The 20,080-nt window shown below is 48.5% G+C and carries 21 protein-coding genes; 7 read left to right on the top strand and 14 right to left on the bottom strand.

Going from position 1 to position 20,080, the window contains the following annotated elements; translation table 11 throughout:
* Positions 1-11: 11 nt before the first annotated feature.
* Both HJG54_RS05625 and HJG54_RS05620 read right to left on the bottom strand, forming a co-directional pair.
* Positions 12-986, bottom strand: coding sequence for a formylglycine-generating enzyme family protein (locus tag HJG54_RS05625; protein WP_316433836.1), 975 nt, complete (start codon positions 984-986; stop codon positions 12-14).
* Positions 987-1,012: 26 nt separating this feature from the next.
* A complete protein-coding gene (locus HJG54_RS05620) occupies positions 1,013-1,861 on the bottom strand; it encodes a bile acid:sodium symporter family protein (protein WP_316433835.1) in 849 nt (282 codons plus the stop codon).
* Positions 1,862-2,065: 204 nt separating this feature from the next.
* Between HJG54_RS05620 and HJG54_RS05615 the strand changes: the two genes are divergently transcribed.
* On the top strand, positions 2,066-2,629 hold the full coding sequence (locus HJG54_RS05615) for a Uma2 family endonuclease (protein ID WP_316433834.1): 564 nt from the start codon (positions 2,066-2,068) through the stop codon (positions 2,627-2,629).
* 7 nt (positions 2,630-2,636) lie between these two features.
* On the opposite strand, the gene HJG54_RS05610 is transcribed toward HJG54_RS05615, so the two are convergent.
* The 5 genes from HJG54_RS05610 to HJG54_RS05590 all read right to left on the bottom strand — a co-directional run bounded on the left by HJG54_RS05610 (position 2,637) and on the right by HJG54_RS05590 (position 4,527).
* Positions 2,637-2,858, bottom strand: coding sequence for a hypothetical protein (locus tag HJG54_RS05610; RefSeq protein ID WP_316433833.1), 222 nt, complete (start codon positions 2,856-2,858; stop codon positions 2,637-2,639).
* Complete coding sequence (locus tag HJG54_RS05605) at positions 2,855-3,103, bottom strand: type II toxin-antitoxin system VapC family toxin (protein ID WP_316433832.1); 249 nt, start codon at positions 3,101-3,103, stop codon at positions 2,855-2,857. Before HJG54_RS05605 ends, HJG54_RS05610 begins: the two co-directional genes overlap by 4 nt.
* Positions 3,097-3,402, bottom strand: a complete 306-nt coding sequence (locus HJG54_RS05600) for a hypothetical protein (protein WP_316433831.1) — start codon at positions 3,400-3,402, stop codon at positions 3,097-3,099. The genes HJG54_RS05605 and HJG54_RS05600 overlap by 7 nt, the downstream gene beginning before the upstream one ends.
* A gap of 62 nt (positions 3,403-3,464) precedes the next feature.
* Entirely contained in the window at positions 3,465-4,244 is a 780-nt protein-coding gene (locus HJG54_RS05595; RefSeq protein ID WP_316433830.1) for a DUF4058 family protein, read from the bottom strand.
* A gap of 154 nt (positions 4,245-4,398) precedes the next feature.
* On the bottom strand, positions 4,399-4,527 hold the full coding sequence (locus HJG54_RS05590) for a hypothetical protein (protein WP_316433829.1): 129 nt from the start codon (positions 4,525-4,527) through the stop codon (positions 4,399-4,401).
* A 103-nt stretch (positions 4,528-4,630) separates the two neighbouring features.
* Between HJG54_RS05590 and HJG54_RS05585 the strand changes: the two genes are divergently transcribed.
* The 4 genes from HJG54_RS05585 (at position 4,631) to HJG54_RS05575 (ending at position 7,316) form a co-directional block, all read left to right on the top strand.
* Positions 4,631-4,852, top strand: a complete 222-nt coding sequence (locus HJG54_RS05585; RefSeq protein ID WP_316433828.1) for a hypothetical protein — start codon at positions 4,631-4,633, stop codon at positions 4,850-4,852.
* Positions 4,839-5,126 (top strand): HNH endonuclease, encoded by a 288-nt coding sequence (locus tag HJG54_RS35375; RefSeq protein WP_420717336.1) that lies wholly within the window; start codon positions 4,839-4,841, stop codon positions 5,124-5,126. Before HJG54_RS05585 ends, HJG54_RS35375 begins: the two co-directional genes overlap by 14 nt.
* Positions 5,127-5,552: 426 nt before the next feature.
* Positions 5,553-6,746, top strand: coding sequence for an ImmA/IrrE family metallo-endopeptidase (locus tag HJG54_RS05580; protein WP_316433827.1), 1,194 nt, complete (start codon positions 5,553-5,555; stop codon positions 6,744-6,746).
* 18 nt (positions 6,747-6,764) lie between these two features.
* Positions 6,765-7,316: a hypothetical protein gene (locus HJG54_RS05575; protein ID WP_316433826.1), complete on the top strand. Its 552-nt coding sequence runs from the start codon at positions 6,765-6,767 to the stop codon at positions 7,314-7,316.
* A 36-nt stretch (positions 7,317-7,352) separates the two neighbouring features.
* Here the strand turns inward: HJG54_RS05575 and HJG54_RS05570 are convergent, their stop codons facing one another.
* Together HJG54_RS05570 and HJG54_RS35370 are read right to left on the bottom strand one after the other, a co-directional pair.
* Positions 7,353-11,006, bottom strand: a complete 3,654-nt coding sequence (locus HJG54_RS05570) for an AAA-like domain-containing protein (protein ID WP_316433825.1) — start codon at positions 11,004-11,006, stop codon at positions 7,353-7,355.
* A 69-nt stretch (positions 11,007-11,075) separates the two neighbouring features.
* Positions 11,076-11,345, bottom strand: coding sequence for an META domain-containing protein (locus tag HJG54_RS35370; protein WP_420717335.1), 270 nt, complete (start codon positions 11,343-11,345; stop codon positions 11,076-11,078).
* Between the two features lie 250 nt (positions 11,346-11,595).
* Here HJG54_RS35370 and HJG54_RS05565 point away from each other — a divergent pair, with 250 nt between their 5' ends.
* Positions 11,596-12,225 carry a hypothetical protein gene (locus tag HJG54_RS05565; RefSeq protein WP_316433824.1) on the top strand — a complete coding sequence of 210 codons (630 nt, stop codon included), beginning with the start codon at positions 11,596-11,598 and terminating at the stop codon, positions 12,223-12,225.
* 57 nt (positions 12,226-12,282) lie between these two features.
* Here the strand turns inward: HJG54_RS05565 and HJG54_RS05560 are convergent, their stop codons facing one another.
* Both HJG54_RS05560 and HJG54_RS05555 read right to left on the bottom strand, forming a co-directional pair.
* On the bottom strand, positions 12,283-13,668 hold the full coding sequence (locus HJG54_RS05560; protein ID WP_316433823.1) for a metal-dependent hydrolase family protein: 1,386 nt from the start codon (positions 13,666-13,668) through the stop codon (positions 12,283-12,285).
* Positions 13,669-13,876: 208 nt separating this feature from the next.
* Positions 13,877-15,172: an AAA-like domain-containing protein gene (locus HJG54_RS05555; RefSeq protein WP_316433822.1), complete on the bottom strand. Its 1,296-nt coding sequence runs from the start codon at positions 15,170-15,172 to the stop codon at positions 13,877-13,879.
* A 347-nt stretch (positions 15,173-15,519) separates the two neighbouring features.
* Here HJG54_RS05555 and HJG54_RS05550 point away from each other — a divergent pair, with 347 nt between their 5' ends.
* Positions 15,520-16,164, top strand: coding sequence for a Uma2 family endonuclease (locus HJG54_RS05550; protein WP_316433821.1), 645 nt, complete (start codon positions 15,520-15,522; stop codon positions 16,162-16,164).
* A 7-nt stretch (positions 16,165-16,171) separates the two neighbouring features.
* Here HJG54_RS05550 and HJG54_RS05545 read toward each other — a convergent pair whose 3' ends face one another.
* The 3 genes from HJG54_RS05545 to HJG54_RS05535 all read right to left on the bottom strand — a co-directional run bounded on the left by HJG54_RS05545 (position 16,172) and on the right by HJG54_RS05535 (position 19,746).
* Positions 16,172-17,086 carry a MarC family protein gene (locus tag HJG54_RS05545; protein ID WP_316433820.1) on the bottom strand — a complete coding sequence of 305 codons (915 nt, stop codon included), beginning with the start codon at positions 17,084-17,086 and terminating at the stop codon, positions 16,172-16,174.
* Positions 17,087-17,136: 50 nt separating this feature from the next.
* A complete protein-coding gene (locus HJG54_RS05540; protein WP_316433819.1) occupies positions 17,137-17,910 on the bottom strand; it encodes a calcium-binding protein in 774 nt (257 codons plus the stop codon).
* A 78-nt stretch (positions 17,911-17,988) separates the two neighbouring features.
* A complete protein-coding gene (locus HJG54_RS05535; protein ID WP_316433817.1) occupies positions 17,989-19,746 on the bottom strand; it encodes an iron uptake porin in 1,758 nt (585 codons plus the stop codon).
* Between the last annotated feature and the right edge of the window lie 334 nt (positions 19,747-20,080).

Genomic DNA, 20,080 nt, shown 5'->3' with positions numbered 1-20,080 from the left:
TGATTCGATCGTTATTGCGTTCGCATAATCAGACGAAAGCCGAGATGACAGGTGCTGGTATCGATCGGTTGTGCCATTCGCGCGGCTGGGCGATAGCGTTGACAATAGCTGGGCGCACACAAAAACGAACCGCCCTTGATCACCTTACGGGGAATTTTGATTGCGGGCATCTGGGGGTCATAGCTGGTTTCCGGCGTTCCTCCACGCGGATTGGTTGTGGTGCAGCAGGGACTTTTTTTGATCTGCCCATGTTCTTGATACCAATCGGTTGTCCATTCCCAAACATTGCCGATCATGTCGTAGAGTCCGTAGCCGTTTTTTGGGAAAACGCCGATGGGAGAGGTGCGATCGTAGCCATCGGTACACAGGTTTTCAAACGGAAACTCACCCTGCCAGGTATTTGCCATCTGTTTACCTTTAGGATTCAGTTCATTCCCCCAGGCAAACGCAGATCCCTCCAGTCCTCCCTGTGCGGCAAATTCCCACTCTGCCTCGGTCGGCAGTTCCTTACCAATCCACTGAGCGTATGCCTCCACATCTTCATAAGCCAGATGCACCACCGGATGGTGCTCTCGTCCTTTAATCGAACTGCCTTTCCCTTCTGGATGTCGCCAGTTCGCACCAGGCATGTAGCTCCACCAGTTGTAGTGATTGTCTTTGCTGACGGGGCAATCGGGTTTAATAAAGACCGTTGAGGACGGCTGCAACAGTTCCGGCTTGGCTCCGGGGTAATCGTCCGGATTCGCAGGCCGTTCTGCAAACGTGACATATCCTGTGGCTTTGACAAACTTTTGAAACTGAGCATTCGTCACTAGATACTTGTCCATCCAGAAGCCATCGACTGCAACCTTGTGAGCCGGGGCTTCTTCCGGGTAGTAATCATTAGAACCCATCAAAAATGTACCGCCTGGAATCCACACCATATCTTTGGCAGGAGGACGATTGGATTGAATCGATGGTGGTTTTGCGAGAAGAAATTGAGTCATGGCAATATTCTCAAGAGCAACATAAGTTAAGGCATCTGCAATGCAACATTCCAAGTTAGATAGGCGATCGTCAGTGCACCTGACACCAGAACATAAACTGCAATGGCAGGGGATACAGATAAGTGAGGTAAGTTTAAGATGGCGATGAATAATGCCAGAGCCGCGCTGTGAGTAGCAGTTGTTGTGGCTAATGTGACGCGAGTAGACGTTTCTCGCCCCCCCAGGAAATGCCCGATCCAAAGAGAAACCAGCGCCAATAGCCCAATCATGATGAGCGGGAAAAGTCCAATGTGTAAAACAGCGTCTAACTGCTCTGCTAAAATCCAAAGAATTAAAATGCAAAGCAGTACGTTGGCAGCCTGACCAAGTAGCGTTTCCAGGTTATCGGCAAAATCTGACCAGCAATATCGCACCGTCATACCAATCATTAAAGGTAGAAATTGAGCCACTGCCAGTTGCTGCACCACATTAAGCGGTGAAATTTGCGCCTCAGGCGGAAAGAATTCTTGCAGAATGGCGATCGTCATCGGTACAGTAATCACAGCTAACAGAGAAACTGTTGCTTGCAATGCGACTGCGTAGGATTCTGCTCGACCCTGCCGAGGTAGGCAAAATGTTAAAGATGTCCCAGGAGCAATTGCGGTTAAAATCAACCCGATCTCAACCTCTTGGGGTAGCTGAAACGAAAATACCACCAGTGCTACCAGCATCGGTACGACAACGACGATCGCCAAAATAGAACGATTGAGAAGTCCTGGTCTTTGCCATAGCAAGAGAATTTGTTCCAGTCGCAGCGTTACCCCTAGAGACAACATCAGCGAGAACAGCGTCAACTTCGCTAAGTTAGAACAGAGCAATAGAGTTGAGTCGCTCATAGGGAGCACGGCCAGCTACACGCCTATATGACTAGAGGACAAAACGAGGATAGTTGAAATGAATGAATGGAAGTCTGAAGTTAAGCGCCTGATTTGAGAAGTTAGGCAGAAGATAAGGATTTTTGCTGCGGCACAGGGACGGCATTGCTTTTTAGGTAGAATAGAACTCAGCATTTGATCTGGGAGCTTGAAGGGTAAGTCCAAATGGTACAAATACCATCCAAAGCACTAACCTTGGCAGAGTTTTTGCAATTACCAGAAACGGAACCCGCGAGTGAGTACATTGATGGTCAAATAGTGCAGAAACCGATGCCTCAAGGAAAACACAGTGCCATTCAAGGGGAACTTGTACCCGCTATCAATGGTGTAGTAAAGTCTAAGCGGATTGCTCGTGCGTTTCCTGAGCTACGTTGTACTTTTGGTAGTCGTTCTATTGTTCCTGACATTGTAGTTTTTCTTTGGAATCGGATTCCTCGTGATCAAAATGGGGAAGTGGCGAATACGTTCTCTGCTGCGCCAGATTGGACAATTGAAATTCTGTCTCCAGATCAAAGTCAAACAAAAGTCACAAAGAATATTCTGCATTGCCTGAAGCATGGAACCCAAATGGGGTGGCTGATCGATCCGGAGGAGCAAACCGTGTTTGTTTATCGTCCGAAGCAGGAAACCGAAGTATTTGATGAACCGAATGAAGTCCTTCCCATGCCACCGTTTGTCAGTGAGTTACACCTGACGATCGAGGATGTGTTTGCCTGGTTGTTAGAGTGAGCTTTGCTTAGAGATGAAGGTTGGGGTCATCAGCAAGTAGACTTTCAGCTTGCGCGATCGCGAGTAGGCGAGTGTCCGCTGTCAAAAAGGTGAAGGATGCAACATTAGGTAGTGACAATTGCCCTTGAAGGCTTAAAGCTGCGGCAAGCTGGACTGCATCGTAGGCTCTGAGGGGATGTTGATTGACCAGTTGCCCTGCTAGATCGATGACTGTATGGTCGATCGTCACAATGAAATACTGCGTGTTCCAGTGGGCACGGAATGCTGACAAAATTTGATTGGCTTGAATACTGCTGATGTGCCTTCTCGTTGGCGGCGCGCAATGGCACTGGAAATTTCAACCCAAGCGATATGGGCAACGATCAGCAGGTTTTGGTTTTGGGCATCGGTAATGGATTGAATCCAAGCTGTACCAACTTCAGGAACGTAGCGTTTGAGGAGGGCACTACTATCGAGAAAATAGGCATCTACCATTCACCACGTTCCTCGATAACTGTCTCTGAAAGGGGTTTACCAGAAATTTGGATAGAGCTAACCATGACTTTGAGATCTGCTTCAGATATAGCTGGAATGTCTGAATGGTGTGCGGGTGGAATAACTCTTCCCACCGCAATGAGGGGTTGAAGGATCTGTTCGCCTATCTCTTCAGAATTAGGTTGAGAATGGGTTGTTGCTAACTGTGCCTCGGCAAGTTTTTTTGACAATGCTGCTTGTTCTTCTTCTGGTAATGCCAGAATGACTTGTACAAGTGATTCAATTAATTGCACGTTCATGAGTTCCTCCTTATCAAGGGTAGTCATGTAATCCCGAAAACCTGATTTGCAAGAGATTTTATTTATCCCTTCTGATTGAAATAGTTTTGCACGATCGTTGTAGCCCAGATCGCATCTTGTTCTGATAGCGGCGGTTGGGCAGGCTGGGTGTAATCAATCGCCAGATAGTACCGTCCTCGCTCATACACCCTCTCTACGATCGATTGCAAGTCTAAGACAGGTTCCTCATCCCCCGCTGCCAATGGGACAGTAAATTGAGGAATTCTCTGTCTGACACTAAATGCATAGAGCTGAGCAGAAGGACGCCGATCGCTGCGACTAATCAAAATTCGATAATCTGACCGGGCAACTCCCAAAATGGGTAAAGGTTGCCCACCCCGGAGCAAATCGATTTCTACGAGATGGGTTAGGCTGGCTAGAACTTGATGACGTTTTCGATTGTATGCCTGCCGTCCTTCCCCCGATCGCTTGTTCTTGGGAGACAAAATCTCGATCGTGGTGATGACAGATCCAGTTGCTACCTCTCGAATCTCTAGATACCGCTCTTGCACGTCCTCCGCCATCGGCACTGTCACTGTGATCGGTTCAACGGGCAGCGTTGCAGTTGCAGAAAGCTGGCTTTGTTCCGGCGATTTGCCCACGACAGAAACATCGGGAATTCCCACCAGCAGGCTATCATCTCCCCCACTGAAATAAGTACGCTTCTCGATCGCCACCCGATACTTTTCGCTGAGATGATCGGTTAAGTCATCTGCGATCGCCACGATTAAGCGGCTATGGACTTCTGACCATAGCTCTGGGTTTTCCAGATACGGATTCATTCCGGGAAAGGGTGATCGCATGGCAACACCTGCACTCTGTTTTGATCATGCCAGAATGACTTGGACAAGTGACTCAATTAGTTGAATATTCATGAATTGAACCCCTTACGAGCGGGAAAACACAGGGCTTCGAGAGTTTTTCTATCATAGGCTGGTAACTCGCAGAATGTCGGGATCAACGCATCGATCGCCCCTGCTCCTCTAACCACCTCAACCACTCCATTAACTCTGAATCCGCCAGTAACGCCTGACTGGTTTTACCAAAGCGCTGCAAGAGTGCCTCCTGAACCTGAACTGTTGTCATTCCCTGGGTTGATGACCAGTGACTTTAGGCATAAACTGCTACGATCTGACTAACCCATCCACTGTGATGTTACACAGCAATGACAACACTCCTCAAACCCTCAATGCTTATCCCCAAGGGGTTACAGGTTCAGCGGATCAATAACCTGACACCATTCAAATTTACAGATGAATTAGGCGATCGCCTACAAACCCTGCTTGACAAGAAGAAAGCAGACCTCCTTACCGTAGAAGAAGCCATTGAGCTAGAAGCGATCGGGGAGCTAGACGAAATCTTCAGCTACATCAACGCGGTAATAGTTGCCAAGGCGAATGACCATTCCTAAATCGCTTTACGAGGCTGTTCGACAACGCGCCCAATTCCAGTGCGAATATTGCCACTATCCCGAACTGCTCAGTTCTGCGCCACTCTCAGTTGATCACATCCAGCCCCGATCACTCAACGGCAGTGACGATCTGAACAACCTGGCTCTCGCTTGCCGTCGTTGCAATGAAAGGCGATACAATTTCATAACTGGGATAGATCCGGAAACGGAGACGGAAGTTCCGCTCTTTAACCCACGAGCAACAATGGTCAGACCATTTCATCTGGTCAGCTGATGTCCTACGAATTATTGGTAAAACCCCGACTGGACGGGCAACTTGTAATTGATTGGATCTCAATGATGAACATCGAGAACGGTTCGCTTGAGCAGCTGCAAGTAGCTTGAAACTGAGCATCAGGATCTTTCGGCAGTCCGCTCCAACCGATTGGGTTCACCTCACACAGTCCAACTTACACTGGAACCAGAGCTTCATCTTGACAAGCATTATCTCCCCTTCACATTGCCTGTAAATAAAGCCATTCGAGTATCTACCAAAACCCTAATCTGACATTTATGAGAAAAATCAAAAAAAATAGTTGACAATGTCAGATGCGTAGGTTAGCTTTGGGGTATCAAAGAACTCCGAGAGGCGGAGGTTATCATGCCCGATGGAGATATTGTCCATAACATGGCGATTCAGTAAGGGTGGAAGGGAAACGCTATGGCTACCAACATTCTCGACAATATTGATTTACGAAAATTAGGAGAACTCCTGCAACAAGCGCGGAAGAAGAGTGGGCTGACCCAAGCTGATGCGGCTAAGGTTATTGATGCTGCACGCACTACCATTGTTGCGATTGAAAAGGGAGAGCGGCGTCTTAAGCCGAATGAATTAATAAAATTAGCTCGTGCTTACGGGCGAGCTGTCAGCGATTTCGTTCGTTCCAGTCCTGTCACTGAGCCATTTGAGGTTCAGTTCCGTGCTGCTTATCAGCGAAATGAACAGGAAGAAGCAAGAATAACTCCAATTATTGAGCGTTTTGAAAAACTGTGTCGCAACTACTTGGAGCTTGAAAAGATAATGGATGCTCCAATTCCGCGTAACTATCCTCAGGAATATGACGTGGCTAGTATGCCGATAGAGGCAGCGGCGGAAAGTATTGCGATCGCAGAACGGCAACGGCTTGGTCTGGGGGATAGCCCAATTCCAATGCTGCGAGACATCTTAGAGCAGAGTGTAGGGATTAGAGTGTTCTACCTAAATATGCCAGCCAAATATTCAGAAATTTACAGCTATGATGAACAGCTTGGTGGCTGTATGGCAATAAACTTGGGTCACTACGAGGAACGGCGGCGTTGGTCTATGGCGCATGGCTATTTGCATTTTCTGGCTCATAGACGAAAGCCTGTCGTTGATTTTGACGGGCAATATAAAAGGATTCCAGAGAGTGAACGATTAGCCGAAGCTTTTCCGAAGTATTTTCTAATGCCCACAAGTAGCTTACTGAGCCGATTTAAAGATATGCATCGGACTCATGGCAAGTTTACTCCAACCAATTTGTTTACCCTTGCTCATTATTATGGGGTGTCTATAGAAGCTCTTGTTTATCGGTTGGAAGATATGGAACTGCTTCCATCAGGAACTTGGGATCGTTTGCGCGATCGAGGATTGAAGGTTAGGAAGGTGCAGCAAGAGCTAGGTTTAGAAGAAATCGATCAGCGGGCTGATGTACTTCCAATTCATTATCAACACCTTGCCATTGAAGCGTTGGATCAAGGTCTGATCACTGAAGGACGCTTTGCAGATTTCCTAGGTGTTGATCGACTAGAAGCTAGACGCATAGCGGAAGTATTACGTGAGCATTCAAGCGGGATGCTAGAAGAAAGTGCCCATTTGGATTTACGACAAGCATAGAGCATTGGGAGATAAGTCATGGAAATTAAACACTCCCATGTAGTTCTTGATGCTTGTTGTGTCATGAACTTCTGTGCTTCAGGGTATTTAATCGAGATTGTAAAGTCCATTCCAGCTCAAGTTGTAGTTACTGAAGTCGTTAGAGAAAGAGAATTACTTACTTTTCAACGCTTGATGGACGAGGATAGCGGAGATGTAAATCAGTTTGAAGCAGCTATTGAAAAGGGGATTCTCTCAATCGTAGATTTCAATTCTGATCAGGAGGAGGAAACATTCGTAAACTATGTTTTCGAGCTGGGCGATGATGGTGAATCAGCAACTTGTGCAATTGCAGTTCACCGAGAGTGGGCGATAGCTACCGATGATAAGAAAGCGATTTCCTTTTTTCAAAGGGAAGCACCTCATCTGCAAATTCTCTCAACTTTAGAAATAGTCAAAAACTGGTCAGAGACAGGGAATCTTTCTTCTGCTATTTTACAATCTGCACTTACTGGCATACGAACTAGAGGACGCTATATGCCACACCGAAATCATCCTTTACTACGCTGGTGGGAAGACATGATGCGATGAACTCGAAACTGCAAAGATTAATTCTGTACCGACGCTCTAGTTGTTAGCTGCATCACAGAGGGTTCGATCGTCCTCTGGTAAATCAGCATTATTTTGCAGATAACCCGCAATCCATTCACAGCCGAGCTTCAACATATTTCCAGAATTAACAATGGTATTGAGATCCCAGATGATCGCAGTACCGTCAGCACTGGCGGAGAAGACCTTGCGACCATCTGCACTGAATGCAACTTTGTTCACTGTTCCGGTGTGCGCGTTGAGGGTTGCTACCAGTGGGCCGTCTGGTTGCCATAGTCTGACTGTGCGATCGCCGGATGCAGAACCAATCAGGGGATTCAAGCTACCGCCATAGCGGGCATGATGGGTGTAAGCCACACTCCAAAGCGGCGCAGTATGCTGAGCAAAGGTGGTCAACAACGTACCGTCCGATCGCCAGAGTTTAGCAGTACCGTCAACAGAGCCAGAAACAAGCTGCGTTCCATCTGGATTGAATTCAACCGCCCGCACAATCCCTTGATGACCTTTGAAGGCTTTCTGAAATTTACCGTCTAGGCTCCACAGCTTAACTTGGTTGTCGTTACACCCGGTGGCGATCGTTCGACTGTCGGGGCTAAATACGACTGCGCCTACAATCGAAGAACAGGCTGACACCGTTCTCACCAGGGTTCCAGTTTGATTCCAGATTGTGAATTTGCCACCATTGAAATCACCCGCTGCGAGATAAGCACCATTGGGGCTATTCGCATCGCGTTGCGGAGCAAAGGCAACCGTTCGTTTCGCAACCGGAGTAGCCGTTGTCCCACGGAACAGATTGAGTAAAGTGCCATTGCGATCCCAACGCTTAATGGTGCCATCCCAACTTGCCGTAGCAAACGTTTTACTATCATGACTAAAGGCAATGTCCTGAACTACGGCTTCATGGGCATTCAAGGAACGCAGGAGTTTACCTTTCTGATCCCACAGGTAAACTGTACCGCTACTCGTGCCTGTCACGATCAGCTTGCCATCGAGGCTAATTGCTAATGCCCTCACCTCTGTGGGGTGACGCAGGAGAGTTAAAAATGGCATTCCTTCAGGTTTCCAGAACCGTACCGTTTTATCTAAACCTCCTGAAAAAATCGTTTCACCATTTGGGCTGAATGCGGCCCCTCGAATTTCACCATCGTGTCCCTTAAAGGTGGCAAGAAGTGAGCCATCGTAGCGCCACAGCTTCACCATTCCATCCGCATCTACCGAAACAAAGGTTTCACCGTCAGGATTAAAGGCAAGATTCGTAAACCCGCTAACGATTTCTATCGTTTTGATTAATGTGCCATTGGGTCGCCACAGTTTTATCGTGCCGTATTGCTCTGCCGATACAATTAAATCCCCCCTGGGGCTATGAATCACACTGGTGACACCCGTGCCATGCCCGCTTAAGGTGTTCAACAGAGTGCCAAACTGGGGAGATGATGGGCTACCAATTTGCCAAATTCTCACCTGGTTATCGTAGGCACCTGTTACTAACGATCGACCATCAGCACTGAAATCGATACCAAACACAAGACCCTGATGCGGAAGGGTTTTCAACAACGTCCCATCTCGCTTCCAGAGTTTGACGGTCTGGTCAGGACTGGCAGAGGCAATCAGTGATCCATCCGGGCTAAAAATTGCTCGCCACACACCCAGTGGATGCCCTTCTAGCGTCTTCAACAATCTTCCGTTTAGATCCCAGAGGTTTATTTTCCCATCTCCTCCCGCCGACATCAACGTCGAACTGTCAGGACTGAAGGTAACACTCCAGGCACGATCTTTGTGTCCTTGCATAGTGGATAGAAGGGAACCATCGGGTCTCCAAAGCTGCACGCTGCCGTCGAGGCTGGCTGTGGCGATATGAGCACCATTGGGACTGACGGCAATACTGTTCACGCCTCCCTTAAACCCCGATATCCGATTTGATTCGATCGCCCCATAAACCGCTTGCTGCAAGGTTAGCTTGACTTGCTGACGGAGTGTTTCATTTGGGTTGGGGGACTGCGATTCGGTTTGAGTGACATTTGAGGCAAGTTTCCCTTGTCGATCGGCTGTTCGATCGTTCTGTTTCAGCGCTTGCAATCCAATCTGCGCTTTGATAGCCTGCACCAGCGCATCCAACCGTCGCCCAGAGGCAAAGAACGCTTCCGAGGAGGAGGCAAGGGCTTGAATCTCGCTGGCACGTAGCTGCTGTTCCCGCTCTAGCGCCTGACGATATTGGGCAAAGATGGCTAACCCCAACCCTGTAGAAATCAGCAAGCCGACACTAACTAACGACAGAATCAGGTTCTGCTGTCGCAGATTGCGCTGCTCCAGCTTGCTGCGGGCTTCCTGCTGCTCCAATTCCTGACTGGCTGCCAGAAAGCGATAGTCGAGATCGCTCAAGCTTTTGCCATCTGCCCATGCCAGCGCACCCCTCAAGGATTGTCCTCGTAACAAACGGGAGTGGTCTTTCTGCTGTGAGGCCGTCCAGGCGTTAAATCCTTCTGAGTAGGGGCGTAGGGCGGCAAGCTGTTGCTCAATCCAGGTTAAATTGAAAATCTTTTCGTAAATGGGACACCGGACTTGCAGATATCCTTGCGATTGCACGACCAACCCCGACAGAAGCAACTCAATCTGCTCACGGCTATCATCTACTTTTACCCGCTCAGATACTTTTACCCGCTCAGATTTGACCCGTTGTTCTTTCAAGGCTGAAGGACTAGATTGCAAAATCTGCTGATAGGTAGATAGCATTCTGGCAGCGCGTTGATCGTCACGCTGAATTCGATCGCGAATCGTGCGGAAATGTTCAGGATCATCTTGCGTTTTCCAGTTGTGAATAATCCGGGATTGCACCAATTGATCCACCAGATCAGTGCTAGTAATGGGTTTTGCATTCTGTGTTGACCGTTTGCTGTACTGATGCTCGACGATTAACTGACACAGTTTCTGCATCAAAAAGGGCTGTCCGTTGGTCCAGTCTAATATCCGATCGAGGGCCGCTTGCGGATCGTCAACCATTCCCACCAATCCTTGCACCAACGGCTCAACTTCACTGGCCTGAAACCCATGTAGCTCGATCGCCTGACCAATGTTAAAGGGGGTGCGCTGGCGGTCTTGCATCAAGTCAATCGGAGTCGCCACGCCAAATAGCGCAAAGGTTAAACGCTGGTAAGCTGGATTGGCCGATCGCTGGGTATAGCAAGAGCGGATGAAGGCAAAAAAATCATTCACCGGAAAACTGAGACTGAGAACGCTATCAATCTCATCAATGAAAATCACCAAGCGCTGATCAGGAAAGGCAGGCAGCAACAGATCATCAATGAACTGGCTGAGCTGCTGAATCGGGGAGAGATGGTTGACTTGTTGCCACCAGGATTGGAGATTGACCTCCAACTCAAAACTGCGCCATAGCTCTGAAATAATGCCCCCATACCACTGGCTGATTGAAACCGTTTCGCTGCCAATTCTCGTCATGTCGAGAAAAGCACCCCGAACTCCCTGCTCTGCCAACAGGCGACGAACTCGAAACAGTAACGAAGACTTCCCCATCTGACGAGAATTGAACACATAGCAGAACGTTCCTGCCATCAATGCCTCAAACAATTCAGCATCCGCTTGACGCACCACATAGGTCGGCTCATCGACAGACAGACTGCCGCCCACACAGTATTGATATGACTGATAGGTTGTCATTCGACCACCTGGGAAGTATTAAATGGGAAAGTTCTATTTCTATCTATTTCTAAGAGGGTGTTTGAAAAGTCACCGATGCAACCCGAACCGCCCCCTACATCCCCCATCAATGGGGGACTTTGAACTAGAACTACGGGATCGGAAGTCCCCCATGGGTGGGGGGTTGGGGGGCAATACAACACGTTTGATACTTTTAAAACATCCTCTAAAAGAGTCAGTTTCCTCACAAGCCATCTTAGTAGAGGCAAGGGGTTCAATGCTCAGTTGATCGCCCTCCGTCTGGTAGCCGCCCACAAAACGATTATAGCCGCCTGAACCCAAGAGCCGATCGCCCGCCAACTCAGCGGTCAGTTCAGTGTCTGGAGCAGGGTGAGAAGGGCTGATTTGACTTTACCGGTAATGTGCAATCGTATACACTGATTGTTGGGAAGTTTATGCTAGGGTCCTATCGGTTGAGCAGCAGAGATGGCAGAGATGGCATAACGGTAATCATTTACCGCTTTGAGGGATATGTGCGTCCAGCGGAGGTTCCTTGATATTATGAAGGCTGAAACAATCAGCTTTCAGACCATTTTCATAAGGTGCGATCGTGATTAGAACAAAAATAGTTGAGTTGTCTACCATAGAGGCTGCGGCGTATCGCCAGAAGCTCAAGGATGGAAAACCAGGGGTTGTAATTTTGCGCTATGACACGTCTCAACCTGGGCTAGCCTCAGTCAATAGACGGACAGGCACCCCTGAACCGTCAGCAAATACCAATCTTGAAACGTTTCCGATCGCAGCTTTTCAGGAGGCGATCGAACTGACATCTGGTATGCCCTATTCTCGACGGGGAGCCGTAAAACTCAGTGGTAATCAAGAAGCCGTGGATCCGGACGAAGAGTCGCCGGAAGAACTGGCTATTGTGAATAGTGCCGAGTACGAGGCTATCGTCAAAGCCTACACTAACAAAAAGGGTGAATTGTCCTACCAACTCTTGAATAAAGATTTTATTCAGTTTGCGAAGTCGAGCAAAATCGTTGCCGATATGGTTGCCAACCGAGCCTCTGTGGACGAGATCCGAGAGTATGTGATCAGAGTCAAGCTGGAGTCGTTGACGGGCAACAGAGAGCTTACGCTGGCACAGACAAAGCGGATTGTTGAAATGCTGGATGAGGTGAGTCCACGATATGTTTTTCGAGAACTCAATGACGAAATTATCAGAATGCTGAGTCAATGACATACCGTCTATGGCACAACCCAAGAATCGATCCGATGAATCTACGATTCGCTGCAATCAACCGAGCAGATTCTGGTAAATCTTTCCGTCTTTCATGATCACCACAAAGTTCTTTGCCGGATCCTCGATCAACTGAATGTTCTCCAGCGGATTACCGTCCACCAGCAGCAAATCAGCAAGCGCCCCTTCTTTAACCACACCCAATTCACCAGGATAGGGATTGCGGGGGCCAGACAATGCCAGTAACTCAGCATTGGTACTCGTTGCCATTCTCAGCACTTGGGCAGGTGTGTACCAGCGCACCATTTTGGCCAACTGTGCGCCCTGTCGGGTTGCCAGTCTCGCATCGAACTGTGTATCTGTGCCCCAAGCGGTCTTGAGATTGTATTGCTTAGCCAAGGCATAAGCGGTATCGGTACCCTGGAATAATTGCACTTGTTTGCTGCGATTTGCTTCCGGTACAGGAATCGCATCTTCGTCATCTAAAAATGGCTGTATCGATAGCCAAATCCCCTTTTCAGCCATCAATCTGGCTGTCTTGTCGTCCATGAGATGACCATGTTCGATCGCCTTGACTCCTGCTTGGATTGCAAGCTGAATGGCAGTGGGAGTATAGGCATGAACCGTCACGTAGGTATTCCAACTGGCAGCGGCTTCAACAGCAGCGTGTAATTCGGACTCTGTGTACTGACTCACATCTAGCGGGTCAAAGTCCGATGCCACACCCCCTCCTGCGGATACCTTGATCTGGCTGGCACCCTGCATCAGTTGCTCACGAGTACGGCGGAGGACTTCATCGACTCCATCGGCAACAGCACCTGCTCCCAGTAATTCCCCTCGACTGAGAGGAGTTGTTGGAGTTCTGGGCAACTCTGAGAGTTCGCGGAAGTCACCGTGTCCACTGGTCTGGGAAATCATTGCTCCAGACGGATAGATCCGAGGGCCTACCACCTTTCCTGCGTCGATCGCCTTTTTCACCCTAAAGACTGGCCCTGCCATATCACGAACACTGGTGAACCCGCGCAGCAGCACATTTTTCGCGGTGGTTTCCACTGCCTTGTCGAGGGTTTCCACAGGTGTGTTGGGAGAAGCGAGTGTTTCAATTGGGATATTTTCCCAATACAGGTGGGTATGGGCATCGATCAGCCCCGGCATCAGCACCCGTTCCTCACCGTTAATCCGGCTGACACGACCTTCTGTAGGTGCAGAAATCGACGCAGTAGAAATGGTTTGAATCTTGTTGCCAACGACTAACACATTAGACGGTGCAGACAGTTGTTCAGAAGTTCCGTCAAAGATTCGCACATTCTCAAACAAGACGCTGGTGGATTCCTGACTTTGATTTTCAGAAGGTAACTGATCCTGAGCAAATCCCATTTGTGTAATGAAGCCGATTAACAGCAGTAACAGAGTCCCTAAAATGATCGAATAGCGAAATCGCATATGTATACTTCCTAAGCACAATAAAGTAGCGATATTTCAGTCTATATAATGAAAATATCTTACAGCCATTTTCACATTCATACACCACAAACCTCAGTAGGGGCGAACGACCGTTCACCTCTACCCTGTGGTTTACCAAGATGAAAACGGCTGTAACTTGCGTTCACCACTGTTTTCTTTATACTTGAAACTATTGCATGAAGTACTGCTAAATGAGCAGGGTAGCAAAAAACCGTTGATACAACGCACAAGATGGTTTAGCGAGACAAACATCGTCAAATTTAATTAAGCCTAGGCTTTCTAACTTGCGGGCGACTTCTAGCTCTAAGTCTACGCCTGCGTCTGCTTGCACCACTTGCTGAAATGCCTCTGCTAACCTGGCTTCACTTTGTAAATGAACTAAGCATTGATTCAAATGATTGGCATAAATACCAACGGGCGTAGATGCTTTTTTTAATAGCTCGGGAAACGTCGATTGGCCACTCCAAAGATAATAGAGTGAAAGTTGAATTAAATAAGGATGACCACCTACTAACTCCATTAAGGGAGGCACAACCTCACTGGAAAGATCATAAGCATGAGCGAGAACTTGAACCTCTTCTGCGGTTAAATCAGGTAAATTTATCGGTAAGCCCACATTGAAGGGAGATTGATTCAGATTCAGAGGCACGTATATTTCGGTGGAATAGCTGAGGATAAATCGCAGTTTCTGTAGCGTTGAACCACTCTTGGCTTCTTCATACCAGGAACGCAATAACGGCAAGAACTCACGAAAAATAACCAGATATTCAAACACACGATTAATCTCATTCAACATTAGGACGATCGGCGCAGCAGCGTCCTTCAGTAAAACCTGTTGCAGATAGATCGTACTGCTAACCTTGCTCCCGGCTTGCTCGTTCCAGTAGTCGTCTAAGGTAGAGGGACGATCGAGTTGATAACTCAGGGTGGTGAAAAACCAGCGGAGGAAGCGATCGATGCTAGAAAACACCGTTTCATCTGCCTGCTTGAGATCCACCTGAAGCACACGGTAGCCGAGCGATGTCGCATGATGCAGCAACCGCAGCGTAAACGAACTTTTTCCCATCTTTCGGGGCGCTTTGACTCGAATTAAGCCCCCCGGCCGGCTAATCTCAGAACAGGCTCGCGCTTGCAGAACGGGTTGTTCAATATAGTAGGGAGAATTCAGCGGCACCGGACCGCCCGGAAAATCAGGAGATTGACTCGGTTCTAACTCAATCGCGTTTGGTTCATCGCGCTCACCCACCAGCTTAACCAAACTTTCCTGCTGAGTTGCGGGGTGATAGTCTTGAGGCTCTAGTTCAAGTTCCAATGCCTGAAACAAAGTTTTGATCGATCGCTCGTCCACCCCGATTTGATGCTCAACAATCTTTTTAATCGTCGTAGAGTGTAATCCTTGCGGTTCAACCAATTGAGTTTGCCGCGCCAGAACCTGCAGCGTAAATTTGTAGCCCTTGTGAGACTCTAACTGCGACAATTGCATCTGAAGCTTATGTCTACCTGCCTCGCTGAGAACGTATCCACGATGTCGTTTGATCGATCGCGCTTCCATAGCCTTCATAAAGTTTTATTTTGAATCAGTTTGATATGAAGAATGCCATCAGGAAACCGTTAATCATCGCGTGGAATAACAGGGCAGCACCTTGTGCCATCCCAATATCGTCGTATGAAAGAACCATATCGCAGCCAGAACTAGTCATCAGTATAGTACCAGACTCAAACCCAAAAAGCCCGTCTCCCCGAAAAGGACTGGCTCTCCGAGTGCGTGAATAGGTCGTTATCGTTGTTTACAATGTCTGTAGAGCGAGTTCAAAGAGAAGCCGATCGCTTATGGTTCTGCTAGATGACTTATCGAGACGGTTGAAGTTGGATGATCCGGAAGAGCGACGCATCATTGCCAACGTCACCTGGGCGCAGTACGAGGCGTTGCTGCTTGAATTAGGGGATAGTCTGGCTTATCGGGTGAATTATCTGGATGGAGTGTTAGAAATTGTGGCACCGAGTCGTCGGCACGAAACTGGAAAATCTCGCATTGGCACATTGCTGGAAATGTACTTTTTAGAAACAGACACCGAGTATTTCCCCACTGGCTCCACCACGTTTCGCAATGCAGAACAACAAGTCGGTGCGGAACCCGATGAGAGCTACTGCATTGGCACTGACAAAGAGATGCCCGATCTGGTGATTGAAGTGGTCGTAACCAGCGGGGGAATCAACCGTTTGGAGCGTTTTCGTCGCCTGGGAGTCCGGGAAGTGTGGTTTTGGCAAAATAACCAGTTCTCCATCTACCATTGGCGCGAAGATGCGACTCAGTTTAAGGATAGCTTTGGGTACGAAGCCATTACCCGCAGTGAACTCTTGCCCGATTTAGATATGAATTTGCTGACTCAATGTGTGCTGAATCCCAATCCATTGGCAGCCGCAAAAGCGTTTCGTCAGGGCATCAACGAGCAGCGATCGAGCGTAGAGGAGTAGTCGCTACCTACAGCGCCATCATCCGCTGAATTACCAGAGCCTGAAGTTCAATCCCAGAGAGGATAAATTCAATGCCCAGAGCCAACTGCATCACAGCTAGGGCAAACCCCAGCACTTGTAGGGTGACAGGTCTGAGGAAGCCTAGAATCGGTCGTGCTGCCAGCATCCCCAGCAGGTTGAGCAGCATGACCAACAGCAGCAGCCCCAAGACAGGGGTTGTGTCGAGACCAAGCTGACTGACACCCACCACGATCGTCAGGGCAATCGCAATGCCGAAGGGGGGCAAAATGGTCGGGAACGTCAGCGGCGAAACAACGGCTTCAAGAGACGGAGGATCAGGAAAGGATTTTAAGGCAGCGGGTTTAGCTCCCATGATTGCTCCGTATTGGGTCATCACCATGTTCAACGAAACCAGGAACAGCAGAATTCCAGCAGCAAGCATCAGGGCAGGAAGTTGCACCCGCCAGACCCGCACCATATTTTGACCAATGATCGCCACAAATAAAATTACTGTTGTAGCGAGCAGAGTGCTACGAAACGCCATTTGTCGCCGCAAGGATGAATCAGCTTGAGCCGTAAGCTGCACGAATGCAGGAATGATCTTGAGCGGCCCCAGCGTTACAAAAAAGATAATAAATAAATTAAAGGCGGTCGCTTTGTTGGTCGTTGGCGCAGTGGCAATGGCATCGGCAACTTTTCGCCAATCCGTGACAACGGGCTGGGGTGTCGTTGAAGGAGTGCTGGGCGGCAGGGGTGTCTCTGGAGATTGGGCTACAACGGCTGCTGTTGGCTCAGTTGGTGTGATTTGAACCGTCGAACTACTGTCTTTAGTACTTATGCCTTTAGCACCCATGATCATAAATACCAGGGCGAGGACAACCAGCCAGTACAGCCTATTTCTACGTTGGGGAACTTGTGTCATAGGTGATAGTTGAACCAAGTTTCATCACAGGTTTTCGGTCAATTTGTTTACTATCTTTCGTTCACGAAGTCATTCTTTTTGAATTGACTCACCAGTGCATTGTTAACCAACAAAAGCTGATCAGATCCTGCACTAATCAACACGCCGCCTGCTTGCTGTGTAAAGTCAAGCTGATTGAACTGCAAGCCTTTCGCCAAACCAATCCGGTCAAAGCCATCCAGATAATCAACCACCGTGTCTAATCCGGACTGGCGCTTCGTTGCAAAGATATCCTTACCGCCTGCTCCAAACAGCGTATCGTTACCCTTTTTGCCGCCGAAGAGAATGTCTTTACCATCCCCGCCGTCGAGCGAGTCGTTGCCCCTACCGCCAAACAGGACATCATCTCCACCGCCGCCTTCTAGCCGGTCGTTGCCGTCATCTCCTGCCAAGGTATCTTTGCCGCCTTCACCCACCAGTCGGTCGTTGCCATTATTGCCCGTTAGCGTATCATCACCGCTGCCGCCAAACAGCGAGTCGTTGCCATTCCGACCATCGATTTCGTCATCGCCTTGCAGTCCCTTGAGATTGTTGTTCTTATTGTTGCCCTCAATCTGATCGTCTTTTTTGGTTCCCTTTAGCTTGTTCTTGTTGCCGCTATTATTGTCGCCATTGCCATCGTCGTCGTCATCAAACGTATCGCCAATACTCTCAATGTCATCTTCGATATCATCAATGCTATTATCAATATCGTTTACAATATCAGCAACATCATCGACAATATCAACAACGTCATCGACAAATCCCCTTGTAATGGCATCTGATGCCGCAAAAATTCTTTTCACGATTTCTTCTTTCCAAGGCAAATATCTAGATTATTCAATTTGCATAATTTCAAGGTTGCACTCTCTCCTCAGCCCCTGCTAGAACAGAAACGTGGTTCTGAGCGTGGCAATTACGGCATCAGGATTATCGTTGCTTTGATTCGGAGCCGTTAGCCAAATTATCCCAGGCGTAATGAAAATGTTGTCGTTTAAGCGGTGGCGATAAAAGGCTTCAATGTGTAGCGGCACATCCACATCAAACTCCTGCGGATTACCCCCTATCTCGGTTAAATAGGGTTCTGCTCCCACGACGAGTCCCAGCAGATTGCCCCGCTGCCCCAAATCAGGAAAGGCAAAGGTTAGCGCATAGGTGAGAATATTACCGTCGCCTTCGCCAATCAAACGCGGATAGAACGTGCTAAACCAGCCGCTGATCGAGAATCTTGAGCTGGATTGCCAGTTGAACTGCACGCCATAGCCATTGGTAATGACTGGAGATTGATCAATGGCGCCAATTCGCTGTTCCGCAATGCGAGTCCCGAGCAGATCTTGACCTGCCAACGTATTTGCAACTGCCGTTCCGGTCACACCCACACCGTTGTAATTGAAGCCGAAGCGTCCAGAGGGCGCATAGTCATTGGTATATACGCCTGCAATTGAGAAGTTGTCTGTCACCCTCCAGGTGAGTTGTCCCAACACGCCATAGCCACCATTAAACAGACCATTACCTGGAGCTGGATTGCCTACTGCTAAGCCATCAGCAAGATATCCGGCGGTGAGGGTGAGAGAATCCGTCAGCGCATAGTTGAGAATCACGCCCGTGCCACCCCCAGAGAGGGCATAGATGGGATTGTTTTCGCCAAAGATGCTGATGGCTCCGGTGCCGCTTTCAAAGTCGCTTAGGTAAGGGTTCAGAGTTGGAGCATAGAGCTGAAACGGCGATAGAGTCTGAGCAACTGCAATGTTTAACCGCTCGCCCACTGGAAAACTATAGGCGAGGGTGAGGGCTTGCAGTGTATCGCCCGTTGTTGCCCCAAACGTAGAAGACAATGTTCCTTCTGCTGTAGTACCTGTAATCGTCCGATTGACACCTCCTACCGTACCGCTGATCTCAATTCCTGGTAGATCAAAGGTGCCCGTGTAGGGAGGGTCTGCATTCAAATTGCCAACCGGAGCATTGCCGGCAAACAAGCTTATAAGGAGCAGATCTCGACCTGTAAAGCTGGTCGTCAAGCTGATGTTTTCGCGGTGTTGAAAGACGGTTTGATTGCTGTCATTTTCTCCAAACACGTCCGCTACAGCAAAAATCGCATTGCCACTCAGCTTCGTTGTAGTTGAGAACTGGTTAGCTTCGAGTTCAGAAACACGAGCTTCCAGGACATCCACCCGCCCGCGCAGCTGAGCCAGCTCAGCGGCAAATTCCTCTTGTAAGCGTTGCAGCGTTGCTAAATCTGCTTGGGTTGCTGCGTCGGCTGTGCTGGCGGCTATCAACTCGTTGATCCGATCCAGACAGGCATTCACCCCTGCGGCAAATTCAAACCGAGTCAAGGCACGTTGTCCGCGATAGGTTTGGTCTGGATAGCCGACAATGCAGCCATAGCGTTCGACCAGCGACTGCAAGGCTTGATAGGCCCAATCCGTCGGCTGCACATCAGAGAGCTGCGTCACGGAGGTGATTTGGTCAAGGGTTCCTGAACCCAGCAAGTCAGTTGAGCGAGTTGAGTCAATCTCATTGTTGTCAGGGAGGTTGTCAGATAGGTTGTCAGATGCGTTGTCAGATGCCGTATTATTTGGTACAGGTTTTCCTTCAGCAGTTTGTTCCTCAGCCGTTTGATCTGTAGGAGTAACTTGACTCAACTGATCTGAATCTGATGATCTAACTGTTGTATCCTGTGGCGTAAACTCAGTAATCAATTGAAATAGGATAGAGCTATCTGAGATGTGATGGTCAAGATTATTCTGTGGATTTGCGGAACCTAATGTGGCAATGTCGGCTACATGTTCATCTGTAGTTAACGAAACAGTTAGCAAATTGATGGTTGACGAACTCTCTGAATCTTCTATCAAATTTGACTCTACGCGACCATCTTGTGTTTCTACATCAACATCGGTTGATGCAAACGCAGTGGCGGATAGATTGAGTAATCCAACTATACCTACAAGAGTCGATATGAACAGACAACGCATCAGA

The sequence above is a fragment of the Leptolyngbya sp. NK1-12 genome (genome assembly GCF_032598965.1).
In the GTDB taxonomy this organism is placed as follows: Bacteria; Cyanobacteriota; Cyanobacteriia; order Elainellales; family Elainellaceae; genus Elainella.
This window is presented reverse-complemented; position numbering and strand designations above follow the sequence as displayed.

Coding starts and splice junctions, on each gene's coding strand:
- HJG54_RS05625 (WP_316433836.1), bottom strand. CDS start 986: ATGACTCAATTTCTTCTCGCAAAACCACCATCGATTCAATCCAATCGT.
- HJG54_RS05620 (WP_316433835.1), bottom strand. CDS start 1,861: ATGAGCGACTCAACTCTATTGCTCTGTTCTAACTTAGCGAAGTTGACG.
- HJG54_RS05615 (WP_316433834.1), top strand. CDS start 2,066: ATGGTACAAATACCATCCAAAGCACTAACCTTGGCAGAGTTTTTGCAA.
- HJG54_RS05605 (WP_316433832.1), bottom strand. CDS start 3,103: ATGGTAGATGCCTATTTTCTCGATAGTAGTGCCCTCCTCAAACGCTAC.
- HJG54_RS05600 (WP_316433831.1), bottom strand. CDS start 3,402: ATGAACGTGCAATTAATTGAATCACTTGTACAAGTCATTCTGGCATTA.
- HJG54_RS05595 (WP_316433830.1), bottom strand. CDS start 4,244: ATGCGATCACCCTTTCCCGGAATGAATCCGTATCTGGAAAACCCAGAG.
- HJG54_RS05590 (WP_316433829.1), bottom strand. CDS start 4,527: ATGACAACAGTTCAGGTTCAGGAGGCACTCTTGCAGCGCTTTGGTAAA.
- HJG54_RS05585 (WP_316433828.1), top strand. CDS start 4,631: ATGCTTATCCCCAAGGGGTTACAGGTTCAGCGGATCAATAACCTGACA.
- HJG54_RS35375 (WP_420717336.1), top strand. CDS start 4,839: ATGACCATTCCTAAATCGCTTTACGAGGCTGTTCGACAACGCGCCCAA.
- HJG54_RS05580 (WP_316433827.1), top strand. CDS start 5,553: ATGGCTACCAACATTCTCGACAATATTGATTTACGAAAATTAGGAGAA.
- HJG54_RS05575 (WP_316433826.1), top strand. CDS start 6,765: ATGGAAATTAAACACTCCCATGTAGTTCTTGATGCTTGTTGTGTCATG.
- HJG54_RS05570 (WP_316433825.1), bottom strand. CDS start 11,006: ATGACAACCTATCAGTCATATCAATACTGTGTGGGCGGCAGTCTGTCT.
- HJG54_RS05560 (WP_316433823.1), bottom strand. CDS start 13,668: ATGCGATTTCGCTATTCGATCATTTTAGGGACTCTGTTACTGCTGTTA.
- HJG54_RS05555 (WP_316433822.1), bottom strand. CDS start 15,172: ATGCAATTGTCGCAGTTAGAGTCTCACAAGGGCTACAAATTTACGCTG.
- HJG54_RS05550 (WP_316433821.1), top strand. CDS start 15,520: ATGGTTCTGCTAGATGACTTATCGAGACGGTTGAAGTTGGATGATCCG.
- HJG54_RS05545 (WP_316433820.1), bottom strand. CDS start 17,086: ATGACACAAGTTCCCCAACGTAGAAATAGGCTGTACTGGCTGGTTGTC.